Below are 15,673 nucleotides of genomic sequence, written 5' to 3'. Positions count from 1 at the left end.
ATCGCCATGTATTATGGAGCAATTAAAAAGTATGATATAGCCAATGGTCCCGGGGTCCGCGTTAGTTTGTTTGTATCCGGATGTACGAATCGCTGTGCGTATTGTTTCCAACCGGAAACATGGGATTTTACCTATGGACAGCCATATACAGAAGAAAGTGAACAAGAAATACTGCAGGCATTGGCTTCTCCTTATATTAAAGGCTTAACAGTACTTGGCGGGGAACCGTTTGAATTTGAAAATCAAAAAGAGCTGGTAAAGCTATTAAGAAAAGTGCGCAAAGAATTGCCGGAAAAAGATATCTGGTGCTTTACCGGTTTTACATTGGATGAGGATTTAATTCCGCAAGGGAAACGATATGGCGAGGATACCGATGAAATGCTCTCGCTTATTGATGTGTTGGTCGATGGACGTTTCATCGAAGAGTTGAAGGATATTACTTTACGTTTCCGCGGTTCCAGCAATCAGCGTTTGATTGATATGAAGAAAACCAGAGAGTGTCATCACATTGTATTAGTGGATGATAAAAGATAGTTTATGGGACTGTGAGTAAAGTTAATTTGCTCACAGTTTTCATATTGGCTTTGTGAAAAACTTTGATAAGAAAACTTTCTGTATCTTTTGTGATAAATATGATATAGTAAGTACTATCAAAAAGTGAGGTGCGTTACATGAAAAAATATATGTTATTTATCATACCGATATATCTGGTATATGTTTTCGGATATTTCTATGTCGTATTACCGCCATTAAACTGGCATGCGCCAGAGTTTTGGCAGTTTTTGATTTTTACCGTAGGACCAATCTTAGTTATCACCCTGATTTTCTCTTTAACTAATCAGGGAATGCATGCATTTGATAGATTAAAAGGTAAATTCATGAAGCAGGCGGTACACGATGCAACAGCGAAAACAAGCAATTGGAAAACTGCGGCAAAACTAAGTGCGATTGCGTTAGCTATTATGATTATCTTTCCTTTTGCGTCATCCTTAATCAGTTCAAAAATTTTTCACGCTAAAGAATATGCAAATCGTATTGCGGTGAAGGATGTAAAGTTTAAGGAAATTCCGGAAGTGGATTTCAAAAAGACACCCATCATCGATCGTGACAGTTCAATACGTCTGGGTGATAAGGTAATGGGCAATATGAGTGAATGGGTATCACAGTTTAATGTCAGTGATGAATATACGCAGATTTCTTATAAAGACAGTGTATATCGCGTGACACCGTTAACCTACAATGGTTTCATTAAGTATTTCAAAAATAAAGGGAATGGGATTCCTGCTTATATCACCGTAGATAGTACAAGTGGAAAAACATCTTTGGTAAAATTAAAGGATTTGGGATTGGATGGAATGAAATATGTTCCATCGGCAATGTTTAATGAAAATCTAATGCGTCATTTACGTTTCCAACATCCAACGGAAATCTTTGGTTCTCCTTCTTTTGAAATTGATGAAAAAGGAAGACCTTGGTATATCTGTTCGACCTATACCTATAAAGGGGTAGGGGCGAAGAAGAGTGTAACAGGAGCAATTTTCCTTGATCCGATTACCGGTGAAAGTACAAAATATGATAAAGGAAATATACCGACGTGGGCTGACCGTATTTTCCCTGAATCACTGGTTATTGATGAACTGGATGAAAATGGTAGTTTGCAAGGCGGCTATTGGAATTCCGTGTTTGGACAAAATGGTGTGACCTTAACAAGTGAAGGTTATAATTATTTAGAAAAAGATGGTGATATTTGGCTGTACAGCGGTATTACATCTGCCAATGCCGATGAATCTAACTTAGGCTTTGTGTTAGTGAATCTGAGAACCCATGAAGCGATGAAGATTGCGACCGCCGGGGCGAATGAAATCAGTGCCATGAAGAGTGCGCAATCCGAAGTGAAAAACTATGGCTATGAGTCTACTTTCCCATTATTAATTAATATCAAAGGCAACCCGGTATATTTAATGTCATTAAAAGACAATGGCTTGATTAAAATGTATGCGACAGTTTCAGCAGTTGATTATCAGAAGGTTGCGACCGTATCCAGTGATGAAGGTTTGGATGCCTTGTTTAAAAAGACTTTAAATCTGTTAGGTACGTCCAGTGACAATATCAGTGCCGAAAGTATGAAGACGGCAACGATTGTCGTGAAATCTATTGAAAAATTGAATGTGGAAGGAAATACCTTGTATTATATTCAGACAGAGAATAATGAAATCTTTAAGATTACCTTTACAACGAAATATGAGAATCAGCTGGTATTCTTAAAACCGAAGGATAAGCTGAACATTACTTATGTCGATACAGAAGGGATTAAAACGATTAAAGAAATTAAATAAGCGAAAAGTGGAGCAATCATTGAAATAACATGTTGAAAGCTCCACTTTTTGCTATGTCGGTACACTTGTGCATTCCATCCGCTATGCAAAACACTGTAATCACGTTTCATATGATGAGTAAGATGAGAAAGAGATCGATGATTCTATTAGAATACAAACAGAAAGCTCATAAGATACTTAGCAATGTGATGTATCTTTTAACAAGCAAGCGTCCAATGGCTAATTTCGATGAACAGCTGTTCATCGTCTGCGATATCTTGTATAATAATAGAGAGAAATAGGAGGCTGTTATGGAGCAAATAAAAGAAGAAAGTTTGGCGTTTTCACAATCACCGTTATGTCCGCTTGCGGCAGATGTACTTAGTGATGGTGAAAGCATCTATTTCTATATGTATGATTTGGATTATGAACAACAGCGTTTAATTGTCCGCAGTGCCTGTTGGGTCAAAAATCTGAAAGCAGCACCGGATGCGTTTGATCAGGATGCGATTGCTAAAGATCATCAGCCCATGCTGCCAAAGCAATTTTTGCAGGATCCAACAGATATTGCACCTTGGGATAAAGACAATATTGAAATTGTTTGGAGCAAGGAAGGGCATATCGCAGCGTTATATTATCAAAAAGAGCTTTACAGTGTTATCCCAAGTTGGGCTGATGCAAAAAACTTTAGTGGTTATACCCGTAATTTGAAACAAAATACGATGGTAGGATGGAAGCTGATGGATGCCTATGAAGCTTTAGCACCACGCATGCAGGCGGGAAAGACTTTCTGGGCACAGGAATTTAATGAGGTGTGGAAAGCATATCATACACCTTACTTTGAAGATTTGTGTAAGCTTTTCGGTAAGGCAAGCAACTGTTATGATTTGCATAAGGATCAATTTCCAAGCCGTCTGTTAATGACCTTTGAAAAGGATGAAGTCCTATATGCATTTACAATTGGTGTGGGAATGTTTGCGATGCCCAATGCGGATCGCTATTATGATGATTATGAATCTTATGCGCGTAGTGAGTTTGCTATCGCCTTAAGAAAAGATGTATATAGCGCAGATGAGCAAATCAAAGTCTTTTCAAGAATTGCCGGTTTATGCGAGCTGCCTTGGAAACAAATGGATTGTCTGGCTGATCAGCATACCTTGGATATGCAGCTTCATGATACGTCGTATTGTATGTTGTTAGATGATGATCATTTTGCTGATGCTTTAGCTTTATCAATTAAAAAACAAGGTGTCCATCTGACATGGATTCATCCAATTACGCAAGAAGAGTTTAAACAAACAAAGGATGAACAGCAAAAAGCTGTTTTATTGGGAAAACTGATACAGGAACCCCATACACGATAGGAGGAACACATATGAAAACAATTGGATTTATTGGCTGCGGCAATATGGGAAAAGCTATGGTAGAAGGCATTATGAAGGCACAGTTGGTGGATGGCGATCATATGATCGTCAGTAATCAGCATCCAGAAAAACTGGAAACATTAAGCAGAACTTATGATTTATATATCAGTGATAATGAAACCGTAGCCTGCAATGCGGATATTTTATTTCTTGCTGTCAAACCGCATATGTATGGCAAGATCATTGAAGAAATACGAGAGCATGTGAAACCGAATGCAATCATGGTGGATATCGCTGCCGGTGTTACCTTAGCTGATCTGTATGCGATGTTTCATCGTAAGGTGAAAGCGGTGAAAGCAATGCCCAATACCCCTGCTTTTGTTGGTGAGGCAATGAGTGCACTAGCGTTTGGAGAGATGATGAGTAAGGATGATAAAGAAGATATCGTTGATATCTTTGAAAGCTTTGGACAATGTGCGGAAGTACAGGAGTCAATGATGGAGGCGGTAACGGTAGTCAGCGGTTCTTCACCGGCATACATGTTTATGATTTTGGAAGCTATGGCAGATGAGGCGGTGTTAGAGGGCATGCCGCGCAAAGATGCTTATAAATTTGCGGCACAAGCCATGCTTGGTTCTGCTAAAATGTTATTAGAAACAGGGAAACATCCCGGCGAGCTGAAAGATATGGTTTGTTCACCGGGCGGTACGACCATTGAGGCTGTCATGAAAATGGAAGAAAAAGGTTTGCGTAGTACCATCATGGAAGGTATGCGAGCTTGTGCGGATAAAAGTCGTAAGATGACAAAGAAATAATGAAAATAGGGATCATATCAGATAGCATCCCTTTTTTGATGCTTGTGACTATGTTCCCTATGTAAGGTGTTTGATCGACAATAAAAGCTTATTACCTTTGCTAAGTTTGATAATTAGGTAATGTTTAGAAAGGATATGTAATCATGTCCTTTTTTTACATGAAATCATAGCATTTATCTCTTATACTATAAGGGAAGAAAGGATAGGTAATGATGATGTCATTACGGTGGTGATGAAGATGATAGAATCAAGATGTGGTATCTGTTGTAGTAAATGTGAATTTCAAAATACAATGCATTGTGTCGGGTGTTTACAAATTACAAAACCATTTTGGGGAGAACAATGTCCGGTAAAAAACTGTGTTGAAGAAAAAAAGCTTACTCATTGTGGAGAATGTGCGCAATTTCCATGCACCTTAGCAAAATCTTTTGCTTATGATGAAAAGCAAGGAGATCAGGGAGAACGTTTGCGCAATTGTCAAAAATGGCATGCGATGCAAAGCGAAAAAGGTTAGAGAACAATCTATTCATATGTAGAAATCACTATACATGAAAAAGAGCCGTAGAATCACTTATACGGCTCTTTCTCTAGTAGGTTGCCGCCTGTAGCAGCAGCCGCATTTAACTGTTTTGTATCTTCTTATACAATGCTTGAAATTCTTCTTCCTCTCTTAAATAATCCAAATCTTTATCGTCTAAGAGCTGTAACAGTTGTTCCTTTCGCATAATGGTAGGTAGGCTGTTTTTATCCAATGCAATCTTTTGAAACCAAAGTGTTTGTTTCAACAAAGCTTCTTTGCGTTTTGCCATCTCATCCCAATGCAACAACATATCCACATAGCGTTTTACATAATACAAGGCTTCTTGTTTATCTTCATAATAACCTTCTGTAATCGGCATAAAGGAAATATCCTCTTCCATATGAAAGATTGTTTGTAGCGCCTTTAGTAGATCTAGATAGGCTTTAATTTCTTCCTTCTTATGTGTGTTTCGGGCAATGGTTGCTAAGGACATTATATTCATGCAGATGGCATGATAATGCTGATATAATTGTTCCTGCAATAATTTGTTTGCCTTTACATAATCCTTTTGCATTAAGTAAATGCTTGGCAACATGGACATTGGATCAAAATGCTTCGGAAAGCTCTCTAACAGTTGCTCGGCTTTTTCATAATTTTCTTCCATCATATAAAAATTCACAAGGAAGGTAACAGCTTCTTCTTTGATAGGATCGCTGGTACTGTTGATGAGTTCTTCACATAGTTCTTTTGCAAATGTTTGATAGACAGTACCATACTTTTCACCACCGAACATCATGACATACATCGTATTTGACGCAATGCGCAATTTCAGCAATTCACTGTTTGGGTAGGTATATAACAATTCTTTCGTATAGGCAAAAGCTTCTTCAAAAGGAACGCTTTGATACATTTCTAAAGCTTTTTTTGCCATTTTTACAATTTCTTCTTTACTTGGTTCATTTTTAAAATTAAGTAATTCGTCCGTACTCACATGGAAGATTCGTGCTAAAATAGGAAGAAGAGTAATATCGGGATAAGATAGATCATGTTCCCATTTACTAATCGCCGCGCTGCTTACTTTGCAAAGCTGAGCAAGTTGTTCTTGCGTTAGCTGTTTGTGTAAGCGTAATTCGCGTATTTTATTTCCTAAACTATATTTCATAAAAACCTCTTTCTATACATGGCCTTGTATGGTTTTATTATAGTTGAGCAAAAGCGCAACGACAAGCGAGTGTTTGTTAAGTTTTTCATGAAAATATTAACTGTCGGTTGAGAAAGGAGCATACTATGGCTGTTTATGTGATGAGTGATGTGCATGGATTAAAGGATCGCTATGATCGAATGATAGAATATATTCATGAAGAGGATACTTTGTACATCTTAGGGGATGTGATTGATCGCGGTCCTGACGGTATCGTCATTTTACAGGATGCCATGCAACGTAGCAATGTGAAGATGCTGATGGGAAATCATGAATATATGATGCTGCAGTATTATCAGGCACTGAAAGATGAAAAAATGGATTTATATGATAAGATGTTAATCTTGGATCGCTGGCAGCGTAATCACTGTCAGGTAACCATTGCCCAGTTTCAAAAGTTGACGACAAAGGAACAAGAAGAAATCTTATCGTATCTTACCGATCTTCCGCTGGCCTATTGTGATGTACATGTACAAGAGCAGCAGTATTATCTGGTACATGGTTATCCCTGTACACAATTTCACCGTGGTTGTGTAAGGATGAAAGATCTGGAAGAAACAGAGGCGTGTGTTGAGGATTTTGTCTGGGCGCGAATCGAAAAGGATGAGGCATTTTTTAATGATCGTTGTGTAATTTTAGGACATACGCCTACCTTATATTTGCAAGATAGCAGACCGTACACGATATGGACAGGAAATAGAAGTATAGAAGATGCACATGTGATTAATATTGATTGTGGGTGTGCGGCAAATAACGCATATACACAATTAGCCTTATTGCGTTTGGATGATCGAAAAGTATTTTATTTTTAATAGGGCTTAACTCTTACATGGCGTTATCTTGTTCAACACTGCGATTTTGTGCATAGTATATGATGAAAGTTATATGGAAAAAGATGTTATGGTTCTTACAGCAGCTTAAGTATGGGAAAACAAAATAAGCATTGATGTGATAGGATACTGAAGTGAACCCCATTATATGGGCAACCAAATGAAAGGGGTTCATTTCATACCGGGCTTCCTTTTTATGCTTAATTCAAAGGTTTTTTATTTGTACTGACGATTACATAATTTCACAAGATTACTTGACATATCTTGCTGGGGTTTAGTGATATACTGACAATAGAGATCACAAGGAGGTTTCTATATGAAATGGAAATTGACTCATAAGCATGAACATGACATCATCGAAAATGAAGGAGGAAAAACATTAAGTTATAACCCCAATCTAGGTATACAAATAATCGAACAGGATGGCTTTGCTTTTAAAGATCTGAATCAAAGCGGCGAATTAGAACCATTTGAAGACTGGCGCTTACCACTCACAAAGCGGGTCATGGATTTTACAAATCGTTTTGTATTATGGCAGGAGGAAGATCAGTTGTATTATCGTAAAGGACGTATCGCGATACCCAAAGAAGTATATGTTGAAATACGGCAACATGGAGAAGAAGTCATGCAACTCTATAATGGGGATATGATGGAAGAGGATCTGGAGTATTTAAAGAAAAATGATCTCATAGCTGTTTTGTTGTTGATGTTTGATAATGATCGAAATACCGGAAAAGAGGATTATTTGCTCCAATTGATCATTCATAGTATGGAGCTTGGTGTTTTAGAAAATATTATGTATTCCATTTGGGAAGCCGTTAGAAAATTCCTTCAAAATCGCGATTTGCAACAACGCACCATGCTATCCACCTTACAATAAACGATAAGATCACAAATAAAGTAGTTGGCAAGAGGATGAAATGTGAAGGGTAACCCGTTAATTGGACAACAATTAATAGGGGTACATCAAATCTTGCCTTTTTTATTTGTTTGCATAAGAAATATTGCCATGTACTTGAAATGACGTTATAATAACCTTATGAAAGGCATAAGTTGCCTTAGGAGGGGAATAACATGAAAATATGTAAGAAACTGATTGGCTGTTTGATGAGTCTGTTTATAGCGTTCAGTATTATGGGACCAGTACAAGCAGCAACTGTTGAAAGCCAAAGGAATGATGTTAGTGTTTCTAAGATTTCATTTAATTATATTTCAAAAACACTTTACACAAATGAACATTTGCAATTAAAAGCTACAATAACACCTAGCAATGCAACAAACAGCGCTATCACATGGTCTTCTAGCAATTACAAAGTTGCTTCCGTAACCAGTAATGGTTTGGTTTATACAAAAACACCTGGTACTGCTACGATTACTGCAATGACCTCCAATGGTATTACGAAGAGTTGTAAAATTACGGTTCTTAAAAGAGGGTTAACAACGACCAGTGCGTCGCTGTATGTAAAAGGAACGACAAAATTAACGTTTAAGGGATCATATGGAACAGTAACTTGGACATCTGATAAAAATAGTGTTGCGACAGTAGATAAGTATGGGAAAGTAACAGCAGTGAAACCTGGTACGGCTTATATTACGGCAAAATCAAAAACGGCAATTTCTAAGTGTAAAATCACAGTAAAACAGCCAGCTTTAAATAAGAATTCCGCATCCTTGTATCTAGGTTCGCATATGACACTGAAAGTAACCGGCGGAACCGGTACTATCGCTTGGACATCATCCGATAAGGGCATTGCGACAGTAAATAGCAAAGGGTATGTCACAACGAAAAAAGCTGGAACTGTTTATATTAAGGCAAAACGTAATGGATATACTGCACAGTGTAAATTAACAGTGAAAAAACCTAGTGTGAATGCAACTAGCAAGAGTATATATACTGGGTTTTATACAACATTAAAAGTAAATGGCGGTACTGGTAAGATTGCGTGGACATCATCAAATAAAAACATTGCTACGGTAAATAGCAGTGGCCGCGTGGTTGGTAAAAAGGCCGGTACGGCATATATTTACGCGAAACGAAACGGTTATACAACAAAATGCAAAGTCAGCGTAAAAGAAAACGCAAAATCTTACAGTGTTTCCACGAACGTATCTGATTATGATTATGGTGATCCTACAGTAGCAGTTAAAAAAGTTTATTATAGTGGTGGAACTTTAAGATTAGATACTTATGTTGTCAATAATCGGATTGCGACAATTAAGAACTTTAAGAAAATTAATTTTAAAATTTATGATTATACAGGTAAATTAATAGGAAATCAAACATTTACCAATTTCGCTTTAAATATCAAACCATATAGTTATAAGAAAATAACCTTTAAGTTCTCATCAGCCGGAACTTTGAAAAAGGGTGCATTGCTTTATAAAGGCATTACAGGATATTATCAAGGATCTTACACTTACACATACTAGTGCAATTTAAGAAGGAGAAATCCTTCTTTTTTTGATTTAGATACGAAAAAAAGAGGATACCATATACTATTTGGTACCCTCTGTATCATCTGATAATTTATGAGACTTGAATCATCTCAGATAAATGCAGTGAATAAATATAGCATGCTATATTACTGTTTGGATATAGCATTTGCATAGCCTTTTGATACAACAGTAACTGTTCCCGATATCTTGTCATTAACTCATTTGCTAAAAAGATGGCATCTGTTTTAAAATCGATGATGACGATAGTATTCTCTTGCATTGACACAAAATCCATAAAACCGTGTAAGACTTCTTCGCCATCTTTCACCATGAAGGGAAGCTCATAATAACAGGTGGTTTTTAAGCATTGTTGAAAGACTTCATTTTCATATAAGTCATGCAGACGTTGAATATCTAATTCAGATAAAGTTATATGCAGACGTGCCGCACATTGCCGGATAGCGGTATCTTCACATGATGAATTACCCAAGGCTTCTATCATCTTATGCATCATCGTACCATACTGCATACCTTTTTGCTTTTGCAGGGTAATTGCTATATCTGTAGCTTTTTTCGCAGAAGCTGTCGCAAACTGTAAGGTTTCCACCTTCTGATGATAAGGTTGTATGTGATATTGAGGTTTCATTTGTTCCTGAAGAGAAAGATTTTGCCACAGGGTATGTACTTCTTTGATGGTGAAAAGGTCATTTGGATGTTGCAGAAAGGTTTGTAAGAGCCAGGAGGTATAACCGCCACGATCGTATATAGAAGAAGTCGTTAAAGGCTTATTATATTGTTCCAGGTCTAAAACACAGTCTACGATATGCATTTGCTGCTGAGCACGTGTAGTTGCCACATAGAGGATACGCATTTCTTCTTCCAACTCTTCTTTATCTTTTTTATGCTCCATGGCGATACGAGGAATTGTTGTTCGTACATAGCGTTCAGGCAGCTCCATTCTTTTTAAGGCAATCCCCAGTTCACTGTCACAGATACATAAATCTTTAAATTCTATTGCTGTCATGGCATCATTTGACCATAAGAAGACAACCGGAAACTGCAACCCTTTTGATTGATGGATGCTCATGACACGAACGACATCAGCTTCACTGCCAATCGGTATTGCCTCTGCTGTTTGAGCATCCTTAATCTGTTCAATCTGATTTAAAAACGCATGAATGCCCATGGCTTGCTGTTGTTCAAAGGTTGCACCTTTTTCAAACAATAGATCCAAATTGGTTTTTTCCTGCACGCTTGTATGCAATGCATAATAATTATTTTGCTCATATAAACGATTCAGCGTTTCCGTAAGAGAACAATCGAAGCATTGCTTGCGTAATTCCTCAAAGGCCTGAAAGCCGGGAATAGGATGTTCTTTTAGATATGCATAAAAACTGGACTCATATACCTTATGTGCAGCCTGTTGACTTGCCTTTTGTGCCACTTGACGTTTGGCCAGTTTGCTTTGGGCAATTTGTTCTGCACTACAAGGGAATAAGGGAGATAGTAAGATGGCGATTAAGGCGATATCATTATGCGGATCTTCGATGGCGCGCAAGGCACTTAGCATCAGCGATACGGCACTGGATTGGTAGAAACCGGATTTCACATCAATAAAATAAGGAATATGCAGTTCATCAAACACTTTCTTCATATTTTCTTTACGAGCATTTCCTCTTACCAGTACGACAAAATCCTTCCATTGACGCTGTTCTTTTTCACGTATTTCTAATATCTGATTGGCGATATAGCTGGCCTTCAGATCATTTTTAGCGAGAATCAACGCATTGGTCTTCTTGATCTCATCATGAAAGATAGCATGAAAACAGATTGGCACATTGTCTTGCAATTGTTCTGCAACGCCGGTTTCTACATCATCTGCATCGGCATATCGGCAGGAGAAACCATCTAAATTCATTAACTGTTTGAATAAGAGGTTATTAAAATCAACAATCATTTTTTTCGAACGATAGTTGTTTGATAAATAGATGACTTCATCATAGATACCCTGTTGTTCTATGATACCGCGCATTAAAGAAGGTTTGGCATGTCGGAAACCATAAATGGATTGTTTAACGTCACCGACACGAAAGACATTGTTTTCACGACAAATCAATTGAACCAGGGTGTTTTGTACATCATTGCTATCCTGAAATTCATCTACCATGATTTCTGTAAACTGCTCACGATAGCGCTGTGCTACTTGACCATGCTTACACTGTAAGATTTCCAGTGCATAATGCTCCATATCGTCAAAGTCAATAACTGCCTGTTCTTGCTTTATACGTGCATAGCTCATTCGATAATCCTTGACCATTTCAATCAGCTTTTGAATATAAGGTTTTAATGCTTGCATATCCTTTATGAATTGCTGCTCACTGAATAAAAGGCCTAATAAACGATCTTCTAATTCTTGTGATTGTTTACGCAAATGAACATATTCTTTATCCTCTTTATCCGGAGAGGGAGGAAGAATTCCATGGGCAATGGATTGAAAGGCTAAACGAAAGCCTTCATAATCACGTTTGGTTAAGGTTTCTTGTAAAAATGGCAAAGCCTGTACCTTTTGTTCTACTAATGCAGCTTTTTTTACTTCACTGTCATAGCGGTAACGATAAAGTTCCTGAATACGCAAGATGCCTTCTTCATAACGCGAACATTCTACTGCTAAGTAGGAAAAGAAGTTTTCTTGAATGCCAATGGGCAGATCTTGTATATGCTTGATATTATCATAAGGGATGAGCAAAGCGTCTAACCAGGCATCGGAATTTGCCTGCGAGGATGCCATGACAGCAAGTGAGGTAATCAGCTTGCGCAGAGCCTCATCATTTTCACTGCGTGAGGAAAACATGGCACAAAGATCAATAAAAACTTTATCCTGTTTGGTATATTGGTTTTGAAAAGCTTCTTCTAATGCTTTTCCCTGATATAAGACCATCGTTCCATTATCCATGATGTTGGTGATGCGCGTAGCATCTAGGCCAATCATATAGTAATACTCTTGTAAAATGGATAAGCAGAAAGAATGGATAGTAGAAATATGGGCAGTTTGTATACTTGTAAGCTGGCGGGTGATGTAAGCGCGTTCCTCAGGATCCTTTGTTTCTTCATAGGCTTTCTGTAAAGAAGCAGCCAGTCGCTTTTTCATTTCACTGGCCGCCGCCTCCGTAAAGGTCATAGCCAAAATGGCATCAATCGGAACACGATCTTTTACCACCAGATCCATTAAGCGGGCAATTAATACCGTCGTTTTACCACTGCCGGCAGAAGCGGATACCATGATGTTTTTATCTTTTGTCTGAATAGCTTTCAGCTGTTGGGGATTCCAGTTAGGCATCTTCATCCTCTCCTTTCCGATAGAGGGAATCATCTGTTTCAACCATGGCTTTGCGTTCAAATGGCATGCCATGGAAACGGCAGATAGCATGAAAATCACAGTATAGACAGGCATCTTCACTTGGTTCTATGACGATATCACCATCCAGCATACGTTTGGCTAATTGCTGATAAATGCTCGTAAACCAGCGTTCTATGCTATGTAAGTCGTATAATTTACTCGCTTTGATGAGCTGATCTTTATTGCAGCGAACACCGCTTACATGCGTGCCTTCATCATCTAATAAGGATACATTCGGATACATCGTCCATCCATGTATGCGATGCGTTTTGATGATGACATCTTGTAGATCTGCTTTTTCAATCGGTGTATAGGTAACCGGCTTGCGGCGCGATAGCTTACCTGCCGGATGGGGAATATTTTCATTTTTTAATGATAGATAATAAGCTCCCATAATTTCTTTTTGTTCCAGTTTGGCCATGACGATGGAATAGGTTAAAAGTTGCAACTGCATTGCCGCAAATACTTTTGTTTCCGATAGTGTTTTTGCACTGCTTTTATAATCCAGAATGCATAGGATATCATCATATACATCCAAACGATCAATGAAGCCATGCAAAGCCAGTGTGACATCCGATGTTACAGGTATTTCATATTGAAATTCGCGTTCTTGTTGCCAGGGCTGGAAATGAGAATGTTCTTCAAAAGAAGCTAAGCGTCGCAATGTCTGCATTATGCTGGATTCGATACGGATACGTAAAATCTGTAAGCGGGTACGCATGTCCGAAAAGACTTCTTGAAGGGCGTCTATTTCCTTGTCAATCAAGGCGGTAAGCGTTGTTTCACATACACTTGTATAGGCTTTCCCCTGTTGCTTAGTCAAGGTTTCTAACAGATAATGTGAAAGTGTTCCCATATAAGAATCCGCAAAGCCTAGTTTCATAGGTTCTCTAATACCTAACCCATAACGCAGGAAATATGAAAACGGACACTTTACATAGCGTTCAATAGAAGAGATGGAACCTTTGATTTGCTGATTGCGAACAAACAGCTCATGGGCTGTTTGCGAAGTAATGGTTAGCGCAATATCTGCTTTTTCATACATTTCCTGTAAAGGATAAGGTTTTGCTCTTTCATCAAACATTTGTTCTATTTCTAAGGCAGCTTCTAAAGATTTCCCTTCATACGTACCTAAGGGATAGGATATATAAAGATGTTGGCTGCGGTTTAGCAGCTTACGTAACTGTTTCAAATGCAATTGATAGCGATGTTCCATGCTTGGAAAAGGCAGGGTTTCATAATAGTGCTCATCAAAGATACCACGTTTTGCCATAAAGGCAGGATATTGATTTTGTGTAGCGCCTAGTAAGAAGTGATGTTTTCTGGTACAGGATCCCTGTTTTAGTGAGGTGACACTGACTCCTTGCAATTGATGAACGGTGGAATGTACAGTAATATCTTCTAATAACTGTAGTAAAAAAGTGATATCATCCTTTTCCTTTATATATGGATATACTTCATTGATAACATTCATGACATCTTGTAAAACTGCACTTTGTTGCATATCGTTACTCAGGCTGTTTTTTAAAAGATTTAATACGGTGAGTAACATTTCTTCATAAGAAGCTGGATGCATGAGTGACCGTAATTGTTCAGCGATATGCTGTCGGGCAATTTCTGCACGTTCCTCTATTTCTTTCAGCTTTGCCACATCCGTTTCATTCAGAATATGAGAAGTGGTTGAAAGTGTTTGTAAATGATTAAATGGCTGAAAGAAGTCTTTTTGATAAATTTGTAAATATTGCAGTAAGGAGGATAAAGTTTCCTCATGAAAGATACCACAATCTAAGCAGGCCAATAGATGTTCTTGCGTTGGCTGTAAATAATAATTCAACAGCATGCGCGCGCGTTTGACAATGATGCTGCTGGCAGCGGATGCCACAAGGTTTGTATAAGGGATATGATAGCGGTTAAAGATTTGTTCCAGGATGGGGATATAGGAGGTATCTGCCAAGGTGATGGCAACATCCTCAGCCTTCATCTCATGGCGTAAGATATATTGGGCACAGCCTTCAATTTCTTGTCGTTTATTCACTGCATGATAAAACTTTCGTTCATAAGGAATTTCTTCATCCTGCAATAAAGTAGCGCCCTGCCTAACTAGCAGGTTGACTAGTTGTTGTTGCTGCGGAGTGAAGAAAGCATCATAAATATATACCATATGTGCATCCTTATGCGCTATTTCACGAATCGCTTTAACAATCAAATCACCTTGTGTTTCAATTGGATACAATGCAGTCAGGATAGTTTTTCGCTCAGCATGAGCTTCTTCCTGTTCACTTAATACACTCAGTGGAATCTGCCATATCTTAAGATCATCAAGGCACTGCATACATTCCTTTAAGAAAACAGAAGTGAGAGCAGCTTCTTGATAAATATGTAAGGAAGAAGAAAGCTGTTTGATACGCTCGCGATAGGCAAATAAGATGGAAGCCTCACTTGGCGCATCTTCCAAGGATTGGGCAGACAGATAACCATTCAGCGTATATAAACGCAAGCCTAACAATCCATGGGTCGTTTGTAAAAGTTTTTGGCGAATGAGCGGATGCAGGTGTGCCGGTGCCAGCAGTGTAGCGCCCATTGGTAATGATGAGAAATCAAGCATGTGAACTTCCTCCTTAGCGTTTCTTCTATTATATAATTTCTCAAGGTAAAAAGGCAATTCTGATATACCAATCCTTTTCTTGGAAATGAGAATGTAGGAAAGAGAAAACGTTTGCGCTGGAAAAGGTTATAGGTTTAATAAAGATAATGAATTCAGAGCATCATAGGGATAAAAAAACACCGTTATCACG

12 protein-coding genes are annotated in these 15,673 nt (G+C 38.2%); 9 read left to right on the top strand and 3 right to left on the bottom strand.

The features are described from left to right. Window positions 1-6 precede the first annotated feature (6 nt). From nrdG to KJS44_RS13600, 6 genes are all read left to right on the top strand, one after another. Window positions 7-534 carry an anaerobic ribonucleoside-triphosphate reductase activating protein gene (gene nrdG / locus KJS44_RS13625; RefSeq protein ID WP_008690484.1) on the top strand — a complete coding sequence of 176 codons (528 nt, stop codon included), beginning with the start codon at window positions 7-9 and terminating at the stop codon, window positions 532-534. A 137-nt stretch (window positions 535-671) separates the two neighbouring features. Continuing rightward, on the top strand, window positions 672-2,336 hold the full coding sequence (locus KJS44_RS13620; RefSeq protein ID WP_008690486.1) for a hypothetical protein: 1,665 nt from the start codon (window positions 672-674) through the stop codon (window positions 2,334-2,336). Between the two features lie 137 nt (window positions 2,337-2,473). After that, window positions 2,474-2,617, top strand: coding sequence for a hypothetical protein (locus KJS44_RS13615; RefSeq protein WP_008690488.1), 144 nt, complete (start codon window positions 2,474-2,476; stop codon window positions 2,615-2,617). A 9-nt stretch (window positions 2,618-2,626) separates the two neighbouring features. Beyond that, window positions 2,627-3,679: a suppressor of fused domain protein gene (locus KJS44_RS13610; RefSeq protein WP_008690489.1), complete on the top strand. Its 1,053-nt coding sequence runs from the start codon at window positions 2,627-2,629 to the stop codon at window positions 3,677-3,679. A gap of 11 nt (window positions 3,680-3,690) precedes the next feature. Continuing rightward, complete coding sequence (proC, locus tag KJS44_RS13605) at window positions 3,691-4,494, top strand: pyrroline-5-carboxylate reductase (protein ID WP_008690491.1); 804 nt, start codon at window positions 3,691-3,693, stop codon at window positions 4,492-4,494. Between the two features lie 238 nt (window positions 4,495-4,732). Then, the gene (locus KJS44_RS13600; protein ID WP_008690493.1) at window positions 4,733-5,008 is read left to right on the top strand and encodes a DUF3795 domain-containing protein; all 276 of its coding nucleotides are present in this window, start codon (window positions 4,733-4,735) and stop codon (window positions 5,006-5,008) included. Between the two features lie 106 nt (window positions 5,009-5,114). Here the strand turns inward: KJS44_RS13600 and KJS44_RS13595 are convergent, their stop codons facing one another. Next, the gene (locus tag KJS44_RS13595) at window positions 5,115-6,176 is read right to left on the bottom strand and encodes a helix-turn-helix domain-containing protein (protein ID WP_008690494.1); all 1,062 of its coding nucleotides are present in this window, start codon (window positions 6,174-6,176) and stop codon (window positions 5,115-5,117) included. 125 nt (window positions 6,177-6,301) lie between these two features. Between KJS44_RS13595 and KJS44_RS13590 the strand changes: the two genes are divergently transcribed. The 3 genes from KJS44_RS13590 (at window position 6,302) to KJS44_RS13580 (ending at window position 9,475) form a co-directional block, all read left to right on the top strand. Continuing rightward, window positions 6,302-7,027 (top strand): metallophosphoesterase, encoded by a 726-nt coding sequence (locus KJS44_RS13590; protein WP_008690496.1) that lies wholly within the window; start codon window positions 6,302-6,304, stop codon window positions 7,025-7,027. Window positions 7,028-7,361: 334 nt separating this feature from the next. Further along, a complete protein-coding gene (locus tag KJS44_RS13585; RefSeq protein ID WP_008690498.1) occupies window positions 7,362-7,925 on the top strand; it encodes a hypothetical protein in 564 nt (187 codons plus the stop codon). A 194-nt stretch (window positions 7,926-8,119) separates the two neighbouring features. Continuing rightward, entirely contained in the window at window positions 8,120-9,475 is a 1,356-nt protein-coding gene (locus KJS44_RS13580; RefSeq protein WP_008690499.1) for an Ig-like domain-containing protein, read from the top strand. A gap of 97 nt (window positions 9,476-9,572) precedes the next feature. Here the strand turns inward: KJS44_RS13580 and KJS44_RS13575 are convergent, their stop codons facing one another. Next, the gene (locus KJS44_RS13575) at window positions 9,573-12,818 is read right to left on the bottom strand and encodes a UvrD-helicase domain-containing protein (protein WP_008690501.1); all 3,246 of its coding nucleotides are present in this window, start codon (window positions 12,816-12,818) and stop codon (window positions 9,573-9,575) included. Beyond that, complete coding sequence (locus KJS44_RS13570; protein ID WP_008690504.1) at window positions 12,811-15,483, bottom strand: PD-(D/E)XK nuclease family protein; 2,673 nt, start codon at window positions 15,481-15,483, stop codon at window positions 12,811-12,813. Before KJS44_RS13570 ends, KJS44_RS13575 begins: the two co-directional genes overlap by 8 nt. Window positions 15,484-15,673 lie beyond the last annotated feature (190 nt).

Source organism: Longicatena caecimuris, from assembly GCF_018406465.1.
Classification (GTDB): Bacteria; Bacillota_I; Bacilli_A; order Erysipelotrichales; family Erysipelotrichaceae; genus Longicatena; species Longicatena caecimuris.
The sequence above is the reverse complement of the archived record's forward strand: the minus strand, read 5'-3'. Positions and strand labels throughout refer to the sequence as shown.

Excerpts from the sequence above, each read along its gene's own strand:
- nrdG (WP_008690484.1), top strand. The coding sequence starts at position 7 with ATGTATTATGGAGCAATTAAAAAGTATGATATAGCCAATGGTCCCGGG.
- KJS44_RS13590 (WP_008690496.1), top strand. The coding sequence starts at position 6,302 with ATGGCTGTTTATGTGATGAGTGATGTGCATGGATTAAAGGATCGCTAT.
- KJS44_RS13570 (WP_008690504.1), bottom strand. The coding sequence starts at position 15,483 with ATGCTTGATTTCTCATCATTACCAATGGGCGCTACACTGCTGGCACCG.
- KJS44_RS13580 (WP_008690499.1), top strand. The coding sequence starts at position 8,120 with ATGAAAATATGTAAGAAACTGATTGGCTGTTTGATGAGTCTGTTTATA.
- KJS44_RS13620 (WP_008690486.1), top strand. The coding sequence starts at position 672 with ATGAAAAAATATATGTTATTTATCATACCGATATATCTGGTATATGTT.
- KJS44_RS13610 (WP_008690489.1), top strand. The coding sequence starts at position 2,627 with ATGGAGCAAATAAAAGAAGAAAGTTTGGCGTTTTCACAATCACCGTTA.
- proC (WP_008690491.1), top strand. The coding sequence starts at position 3,691 with ATGAAAACAATTGGATTTATTGGCTGCGGCAATATGGGAAAAGCTATG.
- KJS44_RS13595 (WP_008690494.1), bottom strand. The coding sequence starts at position 6,176 with ATGAAATATAGTTTAGGAAATAAAATACGCGAATTACGCTTACACAAA.
- KJS44_RS13615 (WP_008690488.1), top strand. The coding sequence starts at position 2,474 with ATGATTCTATTAGAATACAAACAGAAAGCTCATAAGATACTTAGCAAT.
- KJS44_RS13585 (WP_008690498.1), top strand. The coding sequence starts at position 7,362 with ATGAAATGGAAATTGACTCATAAGCATGAACATGACATCATCGAAAAT.
- KJS44_RS13575 (WP_008690501.1), bottom strand. The coding sequence starts at position 12,818 with ATGCCTAACTGGAATCCCCAACAGCTGAAAGCTATTCAGACAAAAGAT.
- KJS44_RS13600 (WP_008690493.1), top strand. The coding sequence starts at position 4,733 with ATGATAGAATCAAGATGTGGTATCTGTTGTAGTAAATGTGAATTTCAA.